Origin of the sequence: Bacillus sp. 95MFCvi2.1 (genome assembly GCF_000374965.1) — a bacterium.
Lineage (GTDB): Bacteria > Bacillota > Bacilli > Bacillales > Bacillaceae_G > Bacillus_A > Bacillus_A pseudomycoides.
In genome coordinates, this window is sequence record NZ_KB895695.1 from 1 (window position 1) to 18,983 (window position 18,983).

General features: G+C 35.4%; 20 protein-coding genes and 3 pseudogenes. 10 read left to right on the forward strand and 13 right to left on the reverse strand.

The features are described 5' to 3' along the window. Together C568_RS0110165 and C568_RS0110170 are read right to left on the reverse strand one after the other, a co-directional pair. On the reverse strand, nt 1–740 hold a 740-nt coding region (locus tag C568_RS0110165), incomplete at its 3' end, for a collagen-like repeat preface domain-containing protein (RefSeq protein WP_018781432.1). A 115-nt stretch (nt 741–855) separates the two neighbouring features. Next, nucleotides 856–1,818, reverse strand: coding sequence for a tyrosine-type recombinase/integrase (locus tag C568_RS0110170; RefSeq protein WP_003203435.1), 963 nt, complete (start codon nt 1,816–1,818; stop codon nt 856–858). Between the two features lie 119 nt (nt 1,819–1,937). Between C568_RS0110170 and spoVK the strand changes: the two genes are divergently transcribed. Further along, nucleotides 1,938–2,894: a stage V sporulation protein K gene (gene spoVK / locus C568_RS0110175; RefSeq protein ID WP_018765230.1), complete on the forward strand. Its 957-nt coding sequence runs from the start codon at nt 1,938–1,940 to the stop codon at nt 2,892–2,894. 47 nt (nt 2,895–2,941) lie between these two features. Here the strand turns inward: spoVK and C568_RS36090 are convergent, their stop codons facing one another. Together C568_RS36090 and C568_RS0110190 are read right to left on the reverse strand one after the other, a co-directional pair. Next, on the reverse strand, nt 2,942–3,076 hold the full coding sequence (locus C568_RS36090; RefSeq protein WP_001051869.1) for a hypothetical protein: 135 nt from the start codon (nt 3,074–3,076) through the stop codon (nt 2,942–2,944). Nucleotides 3,077–3,324: 248 nt separating this feature from the next. After that, the gene (locus tag C568_RS0110190) at nt 3,325–3,948 is read right to left on the reverse strand and encodes a trimeric intracellular cation channel family protein (protein WP_003203441.1); all 624 of its coding nucleotides are present in this window, start codon (nt 3,946–3,948) and stop codon (nt 3,325–3,327) included. Nucleotides 3,949–4,040: 92 nt separating this feature from the next. Between C568_RS0110190 and hflX the strand changes: the two genes are divergently transcribed. From hflX to C568_RS36095, 5 genes and pseudogenes are all read left to right on the forward strand, one after another. Then, entirely contained in the window at nt 4,041–5,318 is a 1,278-nt protein-coding gene (gene hflX / locus C568_RS0110195; protein WP_006095585.1) for a GTPase HflX, read from the forward strand. Further along, nucleotides 5,311–6,582, forward strand: coding sequence for a methionine gamma-lyase family protein (locus C568_RS0110200; RefSeq protein ID WP_018781433.1), 1,272 nt, complete (start codon nt 5,311–5,313; stop codon nt 6,580–6,582). Before hflX ends, C568_RS0110200 begins: the two co-directional genes overlap by 8 nt. Before the next feature lie 174 nt (nt 6,583–6,756). Beyond that, nucleotides 6,757–7,146, forward strand: coding sequence for a transcriptional repressor GlnR (gene glnR / locus C568_RS0110205; protein ID WP_002014475.1), 390 nt, complete (start codon nt 6,757–6,759; stop codon nt 7,144–7,146). A gap of 48 nt (nt 7,147–7,194) precedes the next feature. After that, nucleotides 7,195–8,529, forward strand: coding sequence for a type I glutamate--ammonia ligase (glnA, locus tag C568_RS0110210; protein WP_003203448.1), 1,335 nt, complete (start codon nt 7,195–7,197; stop codon nt 8,527–8,529). A gap of 34 nt (nt 8,530–8,563) precedes the next feature. Beyond that, nucleotides 8,564–8,956: pseudogene (locus C568_RS36095) on the forward strand (N-acetylmuramoyl-L-alanine amidase); the annotation flags it as partial. Nucleotides 8,957–9,229: 273 nt separating this feature from the next. Here C568_RS36095 and C568_RS0110225 read toward each other — a convergent pair. From C568_RS0110225 to C568_RS0110240, 4 genes are all read right to left on the reverse strand, one after another. Beyond that, the gene (locus tag C568_RS0110225) at nt 9,230–9,733 is read right to left on the reverse strand and encodes a DUF7018 domain-containing (lipo)protein (protein WP_003205215.1); all 504 of its coding nucleotides are present in this window, start codon (nt 9,731–9,733) and stop codon (nt 9,230–9,232) included. A 38-nt stretch (nt 9,734–9,771) separates the two neighbouring features. Further along, complete coding sequence (locus C568_RS0110230) at nt 9,772–10,383, reverse strand: DUF7018 domain-containing (lipo)protein (RefSeq protein WP_018781436.1); 612 nt, start codon at nt 10,381–10,383, stop codon at nt 9,772–9,774. Nucleotides 10,384–10,420: 37 nt separating this feature from the next. Continuing rightward, nucleotides 10,421–11,296 (reverse strand): DUF7018 domain-containing (lipo)protein, encoded by an 876-nt coding sequence (locus tag C568_RS0110235; RefSeq protein WP_003205210.1) that lies wholly within the window; start codon nt 11,294–11,296, stop codon nt 10,421–10,423. Between the two features lie 221 nt (nt 11,297–11,517). After that, nucleotides 11,518–12,348, reverse strand: coding sequence for a hypothetical protein (locus tag C568_RS0110240; protein ID WP_018781437.1), 831 nt, complete (start codon nt 12,346–12,348; stop codon nt 11,518–11,520). Between the two features lie 423 nt (nt 12,349–12,771). Here C568_RS0110240 and C568_RS36100 point away from each other — a divergent pair. Further along, a pseudogene (locus tag C568_RS36100) lies at nt 12,772–13,164 on the forward strand (N-acetylmuramoyl-L-alanine amidase); the annotation flags it as partial. Nucleotides 13,165–13,217: 53 nt separating this feature from the next. Here C568_RS36100 and C568_RS0110250 read toward each other — a convergent pair. Further along, nucleotides 13,218–13,463, reverse strand: coding sequence for a hypothetical protein (locus tag C568_RS0110250; protein ID WP_003199277.1), 246 nt, complete (start codon nt 13,461–13,463; stop codon nt 13,218–13,220). 169 nt (nt 13,464–13,632) lie between these two features. Here C568_RS0110250 and C568_RS35305 point away from each other — a divergent pair, with 169 nt between their 5' ends. The 3 genes from C568_RS35305 (at nt 13,633) to C568_RS0110270 (ending at nt 15,567) form a co-directional block, all read left to right on the forward strand. Beyond that, nucleotides 13,633–13,833, forward strand: coding sequence for a hypothetical protein (locus C568_RS35305; RefSeq protein WP_003199274.1), 201 nt, complete (start codon nt 13,633–13,635; stop codon nt 13,831–13,833). Between the two features lie 385 nt (nt 13,834–14,218). Further along, nucleotides 14,219–15,307, forward strand: a complete 1,089-nt coding sequence (locus C568_RS0110265; protein ID WP_003199272.1) for a response regulator aspartate phosphatase — start codon at nt 14,219–14,221, stop codon at nt 15,305–15,307. Next, nucleotides 15,307–15,567: a hypothetical protein gene (locus C568_RS0110270; RefSeq protein ID WP_029427132.1), complete on the forward strand. Its 261-nt coding sequence runs from the start codon at nt 15,307–15,309 to the stop codon at nt 15,565–15,567. Before C568_RS0110265 ends, C568_RS0110270 begins: the two co-directional genes overlap by 1 nt. A 59-nt stretch (nt 15,568–15,626) precedes the next feature. Here the strand turns inward: C568_RS0110270 and C568_RS0110275 are convergent, their stop codons facing one another. From C568_RS0110275 to C568_RS31790, 4 genes and pseudogenes are all read right to left on the reverse strand, one after another. Next, nucleotides 15,627–15,929: a hypothetical protein gene (locus tag C568_RS0110275; RefSeq protein ID WP_003199269.1), complete on the reverse strand. Its 303-nt coding sequence runs from the start codon at nt 15,927–15,929 to the stop codon at nt 15,627–15,629. 59 nt (nt 15,930–15,988) lie between these two features. After that, complete coding sequence (locus C568_RS0110280) at nt 15,989–16,924, reverse strand: DUF7018 domain-containing (lipo)protein (RefSeq protein ID WP_006095590.1); 936 nt, start codon at nt 16,922–16,924, stop codon at nt 15,989–15,991. Between the two features lie 56 nt (nt 16,925–16,980). Continuing rightward, entirely contained in the window at nt 16,981–17,535 is a 555-nt protein-coding gene (locus C568_RS0110285; RefSeq protein ID WP_003199265.1) for a hypothetical protein, read from the reverse strand. 227 nt (nt 17,536–17,762) lie between these two features. Further along, a pseudogene (locus C568_RS31790) lies at nt 17,763–18,335 on the reverse strand (helix-turn-helix domain-containing protein); the annotation flags it as partial. Nucleotides 18,336–18,983: the final 648 nt, after the last annotated feature.

An 18,983-nucleotide genomic window follows, 5' to 3' on the forward strand; every position in this document is an offset into this window, starting at 1 on the left:
TCGCCTTGAGGCCCTTGTTCGCCCTGAGGTCCTTGCTCGCCTTGAGGCCCTTGCTCGCCTTGAATACCTTGTTCGCCGTGAAGTCCTTGTTCGCCGTGAAGTCCTTGCTCGCCTTGAGGTCCTGGTTCGCCTTGAGGTCCTGGTTCGCCTTGAGGTCCTGGTTCGCCCTGAGGTCCCTGTTCGCCCTGAGGTCCCTGTTCGCCCTGAGGTCCCTGTTCGCCCTGAAACCCTTGTTCACCTTGAGATCCTTGTTCGCCTTGAGGTCCAGTCATTTCAATTGACGCAATTTGTAGTAAAGTAATTTGTAAATTTTCTATTTGCATGATGATTTTTTGGAACACAAGATGATTGATTCTAAATAATTTAGTGATATACAGTGAAAAGTTGAGTAGATTTTGTAATTCAATATATGTTGCATTTGCTACAAAAGGTTGATTATCCAAAATAGTAATTAAATTTTCGACAATTGCAATGCCAGCTTCTCGCTGTGTAAGCGTTAAGTTTAAACGTTCCAGGAACCCCTTTATTATTTCTAATAAGGTTATAAGTTCTTTTGTGTTAGATTCTGTTGGATTGGAAAATACAGCTGGAATAATATTAGTTAGGTCACTTAAAGTATCGGAAAAAAGATTCGCGTATAATTTAGGAATAGGGGTATAATGGACTGTCGGAATACGATGAGGTTGTGTTGGAAAATACGGTTTTGAAATCTTTTTTTGGTTATCATTAAAATAAGACATTAAAATGCTCCTTTCTAATTGAGATGGTGAAAAACCTATCATAGTAGATGCAAGTTAAAGATAAAAAGGAATAGGGAAACGGGCAGTTTATGTGAAAAATAGTAAAAACGCCCATTTATAAGGCGTTTTCTTTTTGTTTTGCATATTGATAATACCTTTTTAATGAAATTTTTGATTTGAAACCAACGCGTTTCATGATTTCTTGCTCTGGGATGTGCTGTTTAATTAACCGTAAAATAAATGTATTTCGAAAGTGTTGGCCGGAAATGCCTTTCCGTAAATTTGCCCGTGCCACCTCAAGACGAATCATTTTTTGGACGGCTATTTCTGTTAGTGCTTTTGGAGCATCATTTTCGTACACCCACCGATATGTGTTACGGTTGAAATCGAATGCCACAAATAGCGGGTCATCACTATGGTATTTGGGACGAACTGGTTCAGGGATTTTTTTATAATAGTTATATAGTTGTTGTTTGTCGTCGTGAGTTAAATTAATGGTTCTTTCAACACCTGCTACTGCTGGAATGGAAATTGTATTCGTTTCAAAATGAACGTGATGCATATTTAATGATACAAGTTCTTGTAGGGATAAGCCGTAGTCAATGAGTAAATTTACAATAGAAATATTACGATCCATTAGTAATGGACGTACAGGGCGTTGTTTCTCTGATAACCCTTCTAATGAAGTCAGAGTATGTTTTAAGCGTTTTTCGTCCTCTTTTGAAATGAAATCTTCATCACGTAACGCGCGATTAGGTTGGATGACGAGTTTCATGTCCTTTAATGGGTTTGGGAGGTTTAAAAACTGATATAGTCTATTTAAGACAATAAAAACACGGTGCATTGTTTTTTCAGAGTAATGCCGTTTCTTTTTTAAGTCGGAAAAATAATCTTCATAGTCTTTTGTACAAAGTGTAGCCCATATATTACTAGAGGAAAGTTTTTTATTTCTTTCTAACCAATGCCCAAAATCTTCAATATCATAGACGTAACGTTTAATGGTTGAAGGTTTTCTTCCTTTATTTAATAAAAAGGAAGAAAAAGCTTGTACCGTATCATGAATTTCCTTTGTTTCCATATTCCCACCACCCTGTTTTTTTCTTATATTATAACAAATTTTTCTGAAAACAGTTATTTGTATGGGAAGTGGAAAAATTAATGATATTTTTTGGTGAGTCGATAAAAAGAGGTGATTGTATGGAACAATCGATGCGAAAGAAAAATAATAATCAAATTAATATTGTGTTAAATCACCGAAAAAAAATTTCAGTACCTGCTCCAGAAAAGAAATCGGTAATTTCAAGTGAAACGTCTACGAAGCATGAGATGCTGCAGCGGATTGAAGAAGAAATGGGTAAACTTGTTGGAATGGAAGATATAAAAAAAATCATAAAAGAAATTTATGCATGGATTTATGTAAATAAGAAAAGGCAAGAAATTGGCTTAAAGTCAGAAAAGCAAGTGCTTCATATGTTATTTAAAGGAAATCCAGGAACGGGGAAAACAACTGTCGCAAGAATGATTGGGAAATTATTATTTGAGATGAACATTTTATCAAAAGGGCATTTAGTCGAAGCGGAACGCGCGGATCTTGTGGGAGAATATATTGGGCATACAGCACAAAAAACAAGAGATTTAATTAAAAAAGCCATGGGTGGAATATTGTTCATTGATGAAGCATATTCGCTAGCGCGTGGTGGAGAGAAAGATTTTGGAAAAGAAGCGATTGATACGCTTGTCAAACATATGGAAGATAAGCAACATGGATTTGTTTTGATTTTAGCGGGATATTCAAGAGAGATGAATCATTTCCTTTCTTTAAATCCAGGTTTGCAATCGCGTTTTCCATTTATTATTGAGTTTGCGGATTATACAGTGAATCAGTTGCTTGAAATTGGGAAGAGAATGTATGATGAACGAGAATATCAATTATCAAAAGAGGCGGAATGGAAATTCCGTGATCATTTACATGCGGTGAAATATTCATCACAAATTACATCATTTAGTAATGGACGCTATGTCCGGAATATTGTTGAGAAATCCATTCGTACACAGGCAATGCGCTTATTGCAAGAGGATGCATATGATAAGTATGATTTAATTGGGATATCAAGTAGTGATTTAACGCTTGAAGAAGAGACGCACAGTTCATAAACTGTGCGTTTACTTTATTATGGAAGAGAAACGTAATGCATCGTATTCTATTTTGTATTTTTTGTTTTTGCTCGTTGTTCTAATTTGCTTTTTGGACTTGTATCAGCTACATCTGATGCAAGTCCTTGTGGATTAACGCTACTACTTTGTCCGCGATTGCGGTTGTTGTTTCCTTTTGCCATTCTTTATCACCTCTATTCTTCTTTAGCTTTTTGTTGATATGCCCTATGATATCGCTCCATCTTTTTGCTTTTTTCATGGGCGGATTTTGGGTCGAAGCTAATTTGGTTGACTGAGCTTTTTTGAGCGCCTTTGTTTACGTGGTTTGTCATTATGTTCACCTCGCTTTAAAGTTTAGTATGGACACTCTGAACAGAAAAAAACGTTGGAAAAGAAAAACCTCTTTACGTCATGTAAAGAGGTGAATTTACTATTTATGCAAGGAACGCTCTTTATTCTCTAAGCGTCTGTGCGGTAAATGCCATTTGTAATGAATGGAAATCATGCGGAAGCAAACAATAAAAATAAATAAGGTGTATAGAGCCCAGTCACTGACAATAATCTTGGCACCAATTAAAAATCCTGCTAAAATCGTCCAAAATGCATATACTTCTGCGCGAAGGACGAGAGGTTTGCGGCGTGCTAATAAATCACGAATGATACCACCGCCAATCCCTGTTAAAACAGCTGCAACAATTGTAGCGCTAATAGGTAAGTTGAGCTTTTGTGCATAAAGTGCTCCTTGTACAGCGAATGCTGATAAGCCGATAGCATCTGTGATGTTCTCCCATCTTTTCCAATGTTTAATTAATTTATTTGGAAATAGAAAGATAATCGTCATTGATAAAAGTGCAATTTGAAATAACATGTCTTGTTGCCAAAAAGCGCCGATTGGATAACCGATTAATAAATTACGAAGGGCACCTCCTCCAAAGGCAGTTGCCATCCCTAAAATATATACCCCGAAAATATCGTAATCTTCTTCCATTGCGACAATAGCTCCGCTGAGTGCGAAGGCAATTGTACCGATGATGCTAAAAATCTCCCATGCCATGAATTTTCTCCCTCGCTAACTAGATGAAATGTGCTTCCTCTGCTATTATATTAGAAGGTTTAATTTTCGAAAAGGGTGAGTGAACATATTTGATGGAAGAAAAAGAAAAAGTCATATTAGTTGGCTGTCAATTGCCGCAAGATGATGATGAACGGTTTATGCATTCCATGAAAGAACTCGCATCGCTAGCGAAGACGGCACGTGCAGAAGTTTTGGTATCTACAACGCAAAAACGTCCGAAATTTCACCCTGCTACTTACATAGGTAAGGGGAAATTAGAAGAACTTGCAGCGCTGACGGAAGAATTAGAACCAGCTGTTATTATATTTAATAATGAATTAACACCGAGCCAAATTCGCAATTTATCAGCTATGTTAGATGCGAGAGTAATCGATCGAACGCAACTAATATTGGATATTTTTGCTCAGCGTGCGAAATCAAGAGAAGGTAAGCTTCAAGTGGAATTAGCTCAGCTACAATACACGATGCCACGTCTTATGGGGCAAGGGCTAGCGCTATCACGTCTTGGAGGCGGGATTGGTACGAGAGGTCCTGGTGAAACGAAGCTAGAAACAGATCGTCGTCACATTCGCTCTCGTATTGATGAGATTAAGAAGCAGTTAGCGATTGTTGTGGAGCACCGGAAAAGATATCGTGAGCGCCGAAAGGATAATCAAGTATTTCAAGTTTCGTTAATTGGGTATACAAATGCTGGGAAATCGACGTTATTTAACAGATTAACAGAAGCAGATACATTTGAAGAAAATTTGCTGTTTGCGACGTTAGATCCAACAACAAGAAAAATGCAATTGCCGTGTGGATATACGGTGCTATTAACTGATACGGTGGGGTTTATTCAAGATTTACCAACATCATTGGTTGCTGCGTTTCGCTCTACACTGGAAGAAGCGAGGGAAGCGGATGTGATTTTACATGTCGTTGATTCTGCAGATCCAAATTATGTAGGTCATGAACAGACGGTGAAAAAATTACTACAAGACCTTGAAATTGACCACATTCCGATTATTACGGTTTACAATAAGAAGGATAGATTACATCAGAATTTTATTCCGTTTCCAAAAAATGATTTTCTTATGACAAGTGCTTTTGAAGAAACGGATCTATTAAGCTTGAAAGAATCGGTAGAAACGAAGATGATGGAAGAGATGGAATCGTATAAGGTCATGATTCCTCCGAGTGAAGGTAGATTATTAACGCTTTTAAAAACAGAAACGGTATTAACTGGGATGGAATTTAAAGAAGATGGATTCTTGTATGAGTGTACAGGTTATATATTTGCTCATTCACCGCTGAATGGACAGTTAAAGAGATTTTTAGTGGAAAAAGGAGAAGAGAATAAAAATGTTTGATCGTTTGAAAAATGGAGAAAGAATTGCTCCTATTGTAAAAGAAGTAGAAGAACAAATTACCGGTGTACATAAACGTATTGATACAATAATTGAAAGTAATCAATTCCGTGTATTAGAAAGTTTTCGTAAACATAAAATTAGTGATTCACACTTTATTCCAACAACAGGTTATGGCTATGATGACATCGGTCGTGATACATTAGAAAAGGTGTATGCTGATGTATTTGGAGCAGAAGCAGGGCTTGTTCGTCCGCAAATTATTTCAGGTACACATGCGATTTCAACAGCTTTATTTGGTATTTTGCGCCCTGGTGACGAATTATTATATATAACAGGGAAGCCATATGACACATTAGAAGAGATTGTTGGTGTGCGCGGGAAAGGTGTTGGTTCTTTTAAAGAATATAACATTGGTTATAATGCTGTACCGTTAACGGCGGAAGGACGCGTTGACTTTAAAGCTGTAGAAGCAGCTATTCAGGGAAATACGAAAATGATTGGTATTCAGCGTTCAAAAGGGTATGCGACTCGTCCGTCATTTACAATTGCAGAAATTAAAGAGATGATTTCTTTTGTAAAAGAGATTAAATCAGATGTTGTTGTATTTGTAGATAACTGCTACGGAGAATTTGTTGAAGAGTTAGAACCGTGCCATGTCGGGGCAGATTTAATGGCAGGGTCTCTAATTAAAAACCCGGGTGGTGGAATTGTAAAAACAGGTGGCTACATTGTTGGGAAAGAACAATATGTAGAAGCTTGTGCATATCGTTTAACATCTCCAGGTATTGGAGCGGAAGCAGGGGCATCTTTATATAGCTTACAAGAAATGTATCAAGGTTTCTTCTTAGCTCCTCATGTTGCTGGTCAAGCGTTAAAAGGGGCGGTCTTTACAGCTGCATTTTTAGAAAAGTTAGGAATGAATACATCACCAACTTGGAATGCTGCAAGAACAGATTTAATTCAGTCTGTTCAATTTGATGACAAAGAGCGTATGATTGCATTTTGCCAAGCAATTCAATACGCATCTCCAATTAATTCTCACTTTACACCGTATCCAAGCTATATGCCAGGTTATGAAGATGATGTCATTATGGCTGCAGGTACGTTTATTCAAGGTGCAAGTATTGAGCTATCAGCAGATGGTCCAATTCGTCCTCCGTATGTTGCCTATGTGCAAGGTGGATTAACTTATTCTCACGTGAAGATTGCGATTTGTTCTGCGATCGATGCGTTAATTGAAAAAAATCTATTAACAATTTCGTAAGGGAAAGCTGTCGATTTCGGCAGCTTTTTTGTATAGAAGAAGGTATTTATGCCATTTTAAAAAAGAATGAAAACATTTATAAAAAAACCATGTTAGAAGAGCTGACATCTGTTGACATCAAACATAACATGATATAAAATGAGAAACAGTTAAGGCGAAGGAGGAACTGAAACAATGAAAGAAGATAGACGTTCTGCCCCGCTGTTTCCTATTGGTATTGTAATGGATTTAACACAATTATCTGCTCGTCAAATTCGCTACTATGAAGAGCACAATTTAATTTTCCCAACCCGTACAAAGGGAAATCGTAGATTGTTTTCATTTAATGATGTAGATAAGTTGTTAGAAATTAAAGATTTGTTAGATCAAGGCTTAAATATGGCTGGTATTAAACAAGTGTTACAAATGAAAGAAAATCAAACAGAAGCAGTGAAAGTAAAAGAAGAAACGAAAGAAATTTCAAAATCCGAGCTTCGTAAAATTCTTCGAGATGAATTGCAACATACAGGTAGATTCAATCGAACTTCATTACGGCAAGGTGATATTTCAAGGTTTTTTCACTAAAGATTACTGATTCTGAAGGTGTTTAGAGGGACTAAGGAGGAATATATAATGGCAAAGTACACAAAAGAAGATATTTTTCGTTTAGCGAAAGAAGAGAATGTAAAATATATCCGTCTACAATTTACGGATCTTTTAGGGATTATTAAAAACGTAGAGATTCCAGTTAGTCAGTTAACGAAAGCTCTAGATAACAAAATGATGTTTGATGGATCTTCAATTGAAGGATTTGTTCGTATTGAAGAGTCTGACATGTACTTATATCCAGACTTAGATACTTGGGTAGTATTCCCTTGGACTGCTGAAAAAGGTAAAGTAGCTCGTTTAATCTGCGATATCTACAATGCTGATGGCACTCCATTTGAAGGTGACCCACGTAACAATTTAAAACGTATGTTAAAAGAAATGGAAGCACTAGGATTTACAGAATTCAACCTTGGACCAGAACCGGAGTTCTTCTTATTCAAAGTTGATGAAAAAGGAAATCCAACATTAGAACTAAACGATAACGGTGGATACTTCGACCTTGCGCCGATGGATCTAGGGGAAAACTGTCGTCGTGATATCGTTCTTGAACTTGAAGAAATGGGTTTTGAAATTGAAGCATCTCACCATGAAGTTGCACCAGGACAGCACGAAATTGATTTTAAATATGCGAATGCACTTCGTTCATGTGATGACATTCAAACATTCAAACTTGTTGTAAAAACAATCGCTCGTAAACACGGTTTACACGCAACATTTATGCCGAAACCATTATTCGGAGTGAACGGTTCTGGTATGCACTGTAACTTATCTCTATTCAAAAATGGAGAAAACGTATTCTACGATCAAAATGGTGAATTACAATTAAGTGATGATGCGCGTCACTTTATCGCAGGTATTTTAAAACATGCCCCGGCATTTACAGCGGTAGCTAACCCAACTGTAAACTCTTACAAACGTTTAGTACCTGGATATGAAGCGCCTTGTTACGTAGCATGGTCTGCACAAAACCGTAGTCCATTAGTGCGTATTCCAGCATCTCGCGGTATCAGTACACGTGTAGAAGTACGTAGTGTTGACCCAGCTGCAAACCCATATTTAGTAATGGCAACATTATTAGCAGCAGGTCTTGACGGAATTAAAAATAAATTAACTCCGCCAGCTGCAGTGGATCGTAACATCTATGTAATGACTAAAGAAGAACGTGAAGAAGCAGGTATCGTTGACTTACCAGCAACATTAGCACAAGCGTTAGTTACACTACAATCTAACGAAATTGTATGTGGTGCATTAGGTGAACATTTACTTGAGCACTTCATCGAAGCGAAAGAAATTGAGTGGGATATGTTCCGCACGCAAGTTCACCAATGGGAACGCGATCAATATATGTCTCTTTACTAAGAGGCTTAAACCCTTGACACATAACGTGTTGAGGGTTTTTCTTCGTAAAGGGGCAGGTGCAAGTTACTCTGTTATTCGTCAGTTAAATAAACCAGAATCATACCAAGTGTGGGGAGAAAAAGATGGTTGGTTAAATCTTGGAGGAAATCAGTGGGTATATAACAATCCTTCTTACATCAAGTTTGAGAAGAAAGAGCCAGTTAATCCAATTGTAGGAAAACGCGTTGTATCCAAAGTAAATGACCTACGTTTCTATAATTCTCCATCTTGGCATGATAAAGACGTGGCTGGTACTTTAGATGCAGGACTAGGGTTTACAATCGATGAAAAAGTAAATGTCAATGGATCACCACAATACAAAGTACACAATTCGAAAGGGAATACGTACTACATTACAGCTAGTGATGCATACGTAAACGTACGTTAACATAAAAGAAACCGGCTCTTAATTGAGTCGGCTTTTTTACTATGTATTAAACTTTAGCATTCATAAATAACTCTTTTAATTCTTCTGTAGATAATTTGCTTTCTAACGCTTTACTTAAGTCAAGTATAGAAGTTTAATAATCTACTACTACTTGTAAACTATCAGTCTTCTTTTCTTCTACATTGTCTTTACTGCAACCTACCCCTAAAGCTAGAGTAATTGGTAATGCAACTGCTAATATTTTACGTTTCATTGACGTAGTCCCCCTTGTTACTACTTTATGTTTTTCATCTTTTTATCTGCTTCTAATAGTAAATCAGATGCTTTCGTAAACGAGTCTGCACCTTGCTGTACGACACCCTTATCTTTCATGATTAAGCCGTTTTTCGTTGAACTTATTCCACCTTTTAACTCATACATAGCGTCTTTTACCGTATTTTGTACGTCGTTATACTTCTTACCTGGGTCTAACTCAATTACTTTATCAGTTATTTCCAATAAAGCCTTAGACTTCTCTCTATACTCTTCTTCTTTTTCTTTTATTGATTTATCACTAGTTATGACTTCTTTTAATACTAGTGACTCTTTAGTTATATCTTTCATTAAAGAGTTTAATTTTGACTTGTACTCTTTTTCTGCTTTACTATTTGATACTTCTTGATTATCAGTCTCCGCTACTTCTAGACTGTCAGTTTTACTTTCAGAAGCGTCTTTTGAACAACCTACCCCTGCTACTAACATAATTGGTAATGCTACTGCTAATAGTTTACGTTTCATTGTTATATACCCCTTTGTTTGGTTTCTTATTATTCGTTTTACGATTTTGTTAAGCTTAAAATAACTCCAAGTGACTCCATAAGACCGTCACTACCTTCATCAATCAGTTCACCTGACTTATTAATCTTTGTTTCATCTAATGTTGTAAACCCCTCTACCATTATGTCTAGACCTTTATCAAAAGTATATAGAGATTGAGATAACTCTGATTGCAAGTTATCGTACTCTACTGGTGGTTTAATTTCTCTTAATTTCTTGTTTGCTGACTTCATTTCACTTACTACTTGCTGTAATTCATCGTGTGTGTTAAGGAATGTAGGGTCTTTCTTTTCTAACTCACTGAATTTATTTTGTGCTTGTACCCAAACCATAGATATGTTTTGTACTTTTAAAACGTAATCTGTTTTACTCGTTAGTCTACCTTCTTCGTCTGTCTCAAATACCCTTTCGCTTACTGCAATGTTGTTAGACTTCTTTTTCTTATTCGTGTATCTCTTTATTATCCATGTTAGTAGAAGAATAGGTACTGCTATGGACATTACTCTAGCCACTACCGATGTTTCCCCAGTTCCTAAACTAGCTATTGCCCCTGCAAGAGCGAAAAAGAGAGCAGGAACTATGATTACGAACACTAGTATTTTTCGTCCCATATGTAAAACTCCTTTGTTTGAATACTGTTATTGACTATTACCTACGTTTTACTTGACGCATCACGCTACCATCGTCTCCTACCATCTTGTATCCCGTATCAGTAAAGTTCTCCATTTTATAGGTCATAGATTGTTTCATTTCACCAGGTTCAGCCTTTTTGCCGTCTTTTACATATTCGTCTATTGTCAATGTCATTTCTCTCGTGTCTCCATTGTAAGACCATTTTCCATCCATATGTGAGTTCTCATAAGGTGTGTTGTCTACATCATCAAATATAGTGTATGTACCATCTTGACGGAACTCTGTTCCTTTAGTGAATTTATCACCAACATAACTACCCCATTCACCTACTATTTCTTTACCGTCTTTTGATAAAGGGATAGCGTCAGGTCTTTTGGTATGTTCTACAGCTTCCTCAATTGGTTTCATACCTTTTTCTAAGTAGTCATTACCTTTGTACATTAAGTCTTTTAATTGCTCCGTCTTATTCTTTGTTACAGAACCACTTTTTGCTAGACTTAATTGTGTGTCAATCGCTTCTTTATAACAGTCTATTGCTTTTAAAACAGATTTGTGTTGTTCTTCAAACTCTTTTGGTGGGTCTATCTTGTAAAACTTAACATATATTTCTTGTAACTCATCTGCACTTTTTAAGATTTTCTTGTTTTGCTCTTTTACATCCTTGTCTTTTCCTTTTGATACTTCAGTTAGTTCTTCCATCTTCAACTTTAACTCATAATGTAAGTTTGACATACGAGAAGGGTATGCTTCGTTCGATAACTTTTCCTTGTCTTCTTCTTTTACTTCTATCTTTGCTACCTTTGTGTCTGCTTTCTTCTCTATATTGTCTGTTCCGCAACCCCCTAGTAACATGATTGGAAGTGCTAAACTTACTAGTTTCTTTGCTTTCATTATGTATCCTCCTTTTAGAAAGTATTGTAATTAATTAACATATTGTACCATAGCATAAATTATATAAATAAGATATAAAGATTTTCCATCCTTAAGAGAAATTTTGAGTGTTTTAACAATATGAAAAAATGTATTACGGTTGTAGAGAATCCCTCTCTGCATGTTTTCCTTCCAAATTTACCCTTATTCGCCCCCGAACATTTAGTGTTTGGGGGCTTTTTTTATGCTCCCATAAACTCACTATCAAAGTAGAACTTATCCATTAAGTTATTTACAATACCGTTGAAGTAAGCGAATTTACCCTTATTCATTGTTGCTCCGGATTTAATTTTCATAACAAACTCTTTAATAGCTTTTAAGCCTATAGTAAGCTCCTGGTCTTTAGTAAATGCTTTATCACCTGTAGAGAAGTTAGTAGTTTTATTACACTGTCTTACGACCTTCCACAGTTCTTGAATTGTTTTAGATTCAGAATAGAAAGAGCTAACTAGAGAAATAAAACGTTCTGGTACCCAATGGGCAACAAAATCAGCTTCTTTAATTTTTTCTTCAGGTGTAGTGATATTTACATTACTATTACGTTTGTTTTTATCTTTTATATTTTGTTTTAAGGAAACAGGGGTTGTTTTAATGGTAGGACACTTTGTAGGACTTTTTACCACTACCTTGTCGGACACTTCTTCCACAATTGGTTGAATGATAATAGCATTAGAAGTTTGAAGCATATCTTTTTTACGCTTCATAGAAACTTGCTTAATCATCTCTAAATCCACAAGTTTCTTCATTAAACGTTGTACAGTTTTATATGAAACTTCCATTTTTTCAGCGATTCTATTTTTACATAGGAAACTAACGCCTACATATTTGCAGCTGTGGCGTTTTAAAATTTCAAGTAATGTAATTAGTTTAGATTGTACGTCAGTACGCTTAATAGACATATGGATATTGTCACGGTATGTACGTACAGTTTTATTTAGTTCTTCCACATCTGTGAAGGATGATAAGTTGTGGAAGGATACTTCATTTGCGATAACATCGATACGTTTCTTCATTATATAGGCCCCTTTGTATAAACAAAAAAGCAACAGAATGCCGTGTGTAAGCAAACTGTTGCTAAGGAGCTCTTACGTACTGTAGAATAGTTCGTAAGAGTACAGCAAGTGTTTGCCTAGTGTGATTAGGCGGACGGTATATAGAGTGTTGGTAGCACTTTATATACACGCTGTGCTCTTTTGTTTTTTTGATTAATAGGTGCCCACAAAAGTACCCACAAAATGCCCACGAAATAATGAAACAATATTATTTGTTTTGAGTTTCAAATTTTAAAGATTCCCTATAAATTTAGGTTTCGTGATTATTTTGATTTGTTATTAGGGTGTGAAGCTTGATCCGCACGCAAGTTCACCAATGGGAACGCGATCAATATATGTCTCTTTACTAAGAGGCTTAAACCCTTGACACATAACGTGTTGAGGGTTTTTCTTCGTAAAGGGGCAGGTGCAAGTTACTCTGTTATTCGTCAGTTAAATAAACCAGAATCATACCAAGTGTGGGGAGAAAAAGATGGTTGGTTAAATCTTGGAGGAAATCAATGGGTATATAACAATCCTTCTTACATCAAGTTTGAGAAGAAAGAGCCAGTTAATCCGATTGCAGGAAAGCGTATTGTGTCCAAAGTGGACAAACTACGTTTCTATGACTCTTCATCTTGGCAGGATAAAGACGTTGCTGGTACCTTAGATGCAGGACTAGGGTTTAAAATCGATGAAAAAGTAACTGTCAATGGATCATCACAATACAAAGTACACAATTCGAAAGGCAACACGTTCTACATCACCGCAAGCAATTCCTATGTTAACGTACGCTAACGCAAAAGAAACCGGCTCTGTAATCAGAGTCGGTTTTATTTATTCCTTTCGTGTTAAATAGGGTCAGTAGGAAAAACCACACCGATAAATCCACGATTTCTAACTTGAGCTCCGATGAATGCCAATCCACCAAACTCACCTACATTTGCCACAACTCGATAACGAACAGGGTCTGTTGGGAGTACTGGATCACTTGGGGAATCTACCCATGTAAACGTAGAGTTAAAGGTATAAAGCGAATTTGGCTCGGAAAGATCACCTACATAGTTTCCAGATACAATCGTATCTGTCAGCAGCACATCATTACGGAATAGCTGATACGTAATGGCATCTATATTTTAAAAAAGATCAACTACTTCTGTCTCAACAAAAACTTCTGTACTGATTGTTGAGTCTAACTGAACTCTTGCTGTTCCTCCTGCTACTGCTTGGGCAGGAACTAAGAACTCCATAATCGGGATATTAAGTGTGTTTTCCGGAAGGGGAATAGGAGGTGGATTTGGTGACAAAGGAGTAAAAAATAAGCGTGGAATTGCAGCTGGCGCTGAACCCGGGAAAGGAGCGGAAATCGAACTAGGAACAGGACAAGGAATTGCAGCAGAGTTACAGTTTTTTCCGTTATTTAGGCTCAAGAATAATCACAATCCTTTACTTATAAATTATATTTAATACAGTAGATGCGAAATGATTTCGTTTTTCTTGTATGTTTACCTAGCTAGGCTCTAGCTATAGGGGGAATTCTCCAAAGAAGTTGCCGGTACTTTAGAGTCAGGACTAGGATGTACTATTATTAATAAAGCAACAGCAAACGGATCCGCACAATATAAAGTGAAAAATAGTAGAGGTAATGTGTACTACATTACAGCAAGTCCTTATTATGTAAAAATTAAATAATAAGCATAAAAAGTGCCGGCTCTTAATTGAGTCGTTTTTTTTAGTTTACCTCCCTAGGAAAATATTTTCTGATAATTATTTTTCAATTAATTTAAACAGGGAGTTTATATATAATGTGTAGAACTATGTTAATATTTTAGGAAAATAGGGGGGGCTTGTTATGAGTGCACATATAGTAACTAAAGAGCAAATCAAACACTTATTAGATACTTGGTATCAATCAATGTTGAAGCAACAAGTGGAGAAAGCAAGGCAACTAAAAGAAGAAATTGACAATAATATTAATCATGTAGAATTGGATGAAGATGTATTACTGTATTTTGCCTTATTAAATTTCAGATATAATGTGCTGACTGACTGGATTTCGATTAAAGAAGATAGCTTCAATAATGTGGAATCTTTTGAAATTCCTAACAAAGGATACTTGGCATATTATTATCACTTTTTCAAAGCCATTTATCTTATGTTTGTTACAAAATATAAAGAAGCAAAAGAACAATTTGAGACAGCTGAAAATCTTTTGAAATATGTTCCAAATAAGTTGGAACAGGCGGAATTTTATTATCGATTAGGCTATTTTTATAATCAGTCTTATCAACATATGTCAGCGATTGATTGCATAAAAAAAGCAAAAGAAGAATTCATAAAGCAACCAGATTGCGAGATTAATGTTGCTTTATGTGAAAATATGTTTGGATTATGTTGTATCGATTTAAGACAATTTGAATTAGCTGAAGAAACATTTAATGCTGCACTAGATGTATTTCAAAAAGCTAATCATAAAAAATATGTGTTGATGGTTCGAAATAACTTAGGATTACTGTATGCAAATCAAAATTTATCAGAATTAGCAATTCGTCATTTATCAGAAGTTACAAATCACTCTCAAAATCATTTTCGTGCAATTTATTTGGAATCGGATGAAAATTTGAAAATAGGTGAATATGAAAAAGCTGAAGGATTAATAGAAAAAGGATTGTACATCTGTGATCAACTGGAAAATCAGGAGTATCAACATCGTTTCATGATTTTAAAAGCAATGAATACAAATACAGCTGCATTGGAAAAGGCTGTTTTTGCAGGAATTTCGTATTTCGAAAAAGAAGAATTATTTGATTGCATTGAAGAATATACAGATCGTTTAGCTGATAAATTTTATAATGACAACAACTATGAAAAAGCAGTCGAGTATTATCGTATGGGTAAAGAAGCCCGAAAAAAACAAATGGAAAAAGGAGCATTAAGATGATAAAAAAAATCCTCTTAACAACAATAGGTTGTGCATTTGCGGTATGTATAACAACTGGATTTTCGACATTAAACAAAGGAGATGGAGGAGCACCTGTAAGGCCAGATTTAGCGTTAAATAAAGTTGATACGATATCTGATAATAAGGGGGATGGTGGCGGAGCTCCTGCAAGACCTGACTATGTTAATATTGGTGACGGTGGTGGTTCGCCTTCTAATGCGCATGGAAACGGTGGAGGCATTGTAGCAAAAGAAATTTAAGTGAATTTGCAGTAAAAGAAGAACATTTACCCTCACTAAAAGATGTTCTTCTTCTTTTTTTACTTCAAATCAGATATCTTTCTAACTTGTTTTTCCTTCGCTTTAAAATCCTTCTTGTATTGCTTAAATTCTTGTTTATCAACATAAAATTTTTCACCAGTAGCTATATTTTTTACTAAGCATGTTTTAGCGAAAAATTCCTTTGTGAAATAATAAATCAATAATGCTACTAAAGAAAAAGTGAAAGTAGGAATGAATAAAATAACTGCAATAACTGCCAACCATGTATCTAAAGTTGTGTTAGCTCTTTTTAGAACTAATCTTTCTCCAGCTGCAGCTTCTGCTTGTTCCAATTGTTGCATACGTTGCAACGATCCGACTGTATCATAACTAATGAAATAACCCCCTTTTTACACAATATTTACTTCTGTCTTTCTGCTTCTATTTTGTTACCTTTACTATCTACCATTCTTAAAGAACCTGCTCTGAAAAACTCAACAGTATAATCTACTACCGCATTCATTTGTCTAGCATCTATCTTCTTACCGTCTTTAACAAATTCAGTAGGAATCATAGTTACTTGCTTCTTGTCTGCATTATATAACCACGTACCTGTCATATGGTTGTCTTCATAAGAAGACTTACCAGTATCATCATAAGCCGTGAATGAATTATCTTCTCTAAAGTCTAAACCTTTATGAAACTCAGAACCTTTGTAACTACCCCACGAACCAAATAATTCTTTACCGTCTGCGGATATTTGCACATTGTCATCATCGGATTTAGAAGTTGAAGGAGTATCAGTTTTTGCTCCTGTATCGAAACCAAGAGCGTTTGCTTGTTTTACTGTAGCGTCTTCAATTGGTTGGAAACCAGTTTTCCAATAACCATTACCTTCTTTTATTAAGTCCATTGACTTTTGAGACTTGTTTCTGTCTTCATCTGTAACTTTTCCTTTGCCTTTTATAATTTCAACTTGTAATGCATAGGCTTTACTATAACAATCTAACGCTTTTAAGACTTCCTTATGAGAGTCCTTAAACCCTTTAGGTGGTTCTATCTTATCGAATTTAGAAATAATCTTTTGTAACTCAGTCTCTTCTTTTACTATCTCTTTTACTAAATCCTTTTCGTCTTTCGTTTTATCCATTGCTATCTCAGTTATAGTAGAGATTTTATTCATTAACTCAGAAGATAAACTCGTCATACGAACTGGATACTGCTCTTTTGATAACTTATCCTTAGTTTCTGACTTAGACTCTATTTTTTCTTTTGGCTTTGCGTCTGTTTTATCGGTACCACAACCTGCCAATAACATAATAGGTATCGCTAAAGTTACTAGTTTCTTTGCTTTCATATTTCTATTACCCCTTATTAGTTGAATGATTGTATGTATAATTACAAGTTACTCTATTACTTTGTATGTTCTTCCATTTTCTTATCAAGTGCTTTGGCGTAGGCATCTTTGGTTTCCTGATTTAACTTATAAATTGCTTCTCTCCACTGTTCTCCATCTACACCTGACATATGTGGAGAACTTTTTAATACAGCTTCTTGAATCTTCAGTCCATCGTCTTTATCAGCGTCTTTTATTAACTTTGTTCCTTTTCTTGCATCTGTTATCCCTTCTTGTACGAGTTTATGAATGTCTTTGTATTTATCAGGTACTATTATGTTCTCCATACGGTCTAAGGCTTCATCCATATTGTTTGCTGTTTTAAATACATCTTTATATTTCTTATTATCTTTTGAAGCTTCTCCTAGTTTTAACAATATTTTATCCTTCTTGAATTGAAACTCTACCAGTTGCTCACAAATATAATACGGATACTGTTTTTCAGATATTACTGTTTTCGACATTGCTTTACTAGTTTCCTCAGTCTTAGGGATAGAATCTTTATCTCCTACCCCACAACCTACTAATAATAGAACAGGTATTGCTAATGATACGAGTTTCGTTGCTTTCATTATGTATACTCCTTCTTAACAGTGTTGTAATTGACTAACATATGGAACTGTAACATAAAATAAATAAATAAATAAATCTAAGTTCATTTTTTTGTCCTTAAAGGAAATTTTAGGAATTTTAATAATATGATAACATGTATTACGGTTGTAGGGAATCCTCCCTCTGCATGCTTTTCTTCCCAATTTACCCTTATTCGACCTCTAACGTTTAGCGATTGGGAGCTTTTTTATACTCCCATAAACTCTTTATAGAAGTAGAACTTGTCCATTAAGTTATTTACAATCCCATTGAAATAAGCAAATTTACCATACTTCATTTTTATTCCAGACTTCACTTTCATAACAAACTCTTTAATAGCTTTTAAGCCAATAGTAAGCTCCTGGTCTTTAGTAAATACTTTATCACCTGTTGTGTAATTAACAACTCTATTACACTGTCTTACAACCTTCCACAGTTCTTGAATTGTTTTTGATTCAGAATAAAAAGAGCTAGTTAAAGAAACGAAACGTTCTGGAACCCAGTGAGCAACAAAATCAGCTTGTTGAATATTCTCTTCAGTAGTATTACTAGTCTCATTACTATTACGTTTGTTTATATCTTTTATATTTTGTTTTAAGGAAACAGGGGTTGTTTTAATGGTAGGACACTTTGTAGGACTTTTAGTAGATTCCTTGTCGGACACTTCTTCCACAATAGGTCGAATTACTATAGCATTAGCAGTTTGCATCATATCAGAATTACTTTTCATAGATACCTGGTGGAACATGCCGAGGTCCACAAGTTTCTTCATTAATATTTGTCTCTTTTGTGGAAACAAAAAAGCAACATAATGCCAAATTTAAGCAAACTTTTGCTAGGTGTTTTTTACCCACAATTCGCCCACATATCTTTCTTGTCATATCAAAGTTTATCCGTAATAAGAAAATAGAGAAGAAAAGCCCGCAAAAGCAGGCTATGTTTTGTCGACCGTTTAATGACCATATTTTGACCATATTTATTTCAAAAGCAAACGAATATTATCGAAAGTCAATATACAAACAATTGTCGTTAAACATTGGTGCTACAACATTTATGCATAGCTTAATAGATACAAATCTTTATTGATTTTTGTTCCGCACGCAAGTTCACCAATGGGAACGCGATCAATATATGTCTCTTTATTAATATTTTAAAAATAAAACGCAATAAACATTAATGTGACGCGGTTTCTGAGTAATCAGGAACCGCGCTTTTGTGTGTCTGTAAATGTATTGAGAATATTGATTATTTTTACTAAGAACTGAAATTCTTGATACTACTGATATCAAGGATTTCAAAGTTGAATTAAATTTGAAGTAGGAATCTAATTATTCGTAAGGACTATCTAAAACACATGATCATGAGACTATTATGATTACAAATCTGATAAATTAATAAAAGGTTTTGTTCTAATTATAGAAATCGCCTT

Excerpts from the sequence above, each read along its gene's own strand:
- C568_RS0110235 (WP_003205210.1), bottom strand. The coding sequence starts at position 11,296 with ATGAAAGCAAAGAAACTAGTAAGTTTAGCACTTCCAATCATGTTACTA.
- C568_RS0110275 (WP_003199269.1), bottom strand. The coding sequence starts at position 15,929 with ATGCAACAATTGGAACAAGCAGAAGCTGCAGCTGGAGAAAGATTAGTT.
- hflX (WP_006095585.1), top strand. The coding sequence starts at position 4,041 with ATGGAAGAAAAAGAAAAAGTCATATTAGTTGGCTGTCAATTGCCGCAA.
- C568_RS0110285 (WP_003199265.1), bottom strand. The coding sequence starts at position 17,535 with ATGAAAGCAACGAAACTCGTATCATTAGCAATACCTGTTCTATTATTA.
- C568_RS0110265 (WP_003199272.1), top strand. The coding sequence starts at position 14,219 with ATGAGTGCACATATAGTAACTAAAGAGCAAATCAAACACTTATTAGAT.
- glnR (WP_002014475.1), top strand. The coding sequence starts at position 6,757 with ATGAAAGAAGATAGACGTTCTGCCCCGCTGTTTCCTATTGGTATTGTA.
- C568_RS0110190 (WP_003203441.1), bottom strand. The coding sequence starts at position 3,948 with ATGGCATGGGAGATTTTTAGCATCATCGGTACAATTGCCTTCGCACTC.
- C568_RS0110240 (WP_018781437.1), bottom strand. The coding sequence starts at position 12,348 with ATGAAGAAACGTATCGATGTTATCGCAAATGAAGTATCCTTCCACAAC.
- C568_RS36090 (WP_001051869.1), bottom strand. The coding sequence starts at position 3,076 with ATGGCAAAAGGAAACAACAACCGCAATCGCGGACAAAGTAGTAGCGTT.
- C568_RS0110225 (WP_003205215.1), bottom strand. The coding sequence starts at position 9,733 with ATGAAACGTAAACTATTAGCAGTAGCATTACCAATTATGTTAGTAGCA.
- C568_RS0110170 (WP_003203435.1), bottom strand. The coding sequence starts at position 1,818 with ATGGAAACAAAGGAAATTCATGATACGGTACAAGCTTTTTCTTCCTTT.
- C568_RS0110280 (WP_006095590.1), bottom strand. The coding sequence starts at position 16,924 with ATGAAAGCAAAGAAACTAGTAACTTTAGCGATACCTATTATGTTATTG.
- glnA (WP_003203448.1), top strand. The coding sequence starts at position 7,195 with ATGGCAAAGTACACAAAAGAAGATATTTTTCGTTTAGCGAAAGAAGAG.
- C568_RS0110230 (WP_018781436.1), bottom strand. The coding sequence starts at position 10,383 with ATGGGACGAAAAATACTAGTGTTCGTAATCATAGTTCCTGCTCTCTTT.
- C568_RS0110200 (WP_018781433.1), top strand. The coding sequence starts at position 5,311 with ATGTTTGATCGTTTGAAAAATGGAGAAAGAATTGCTCCTATTGTAAAA.
- spoVK (WP_018765230.1), top strand. The coding sequence starts at position 1,938 with ATGGAACAATCGATGCGAAAGAAAAATAATAATCAAATTAATATTGTG.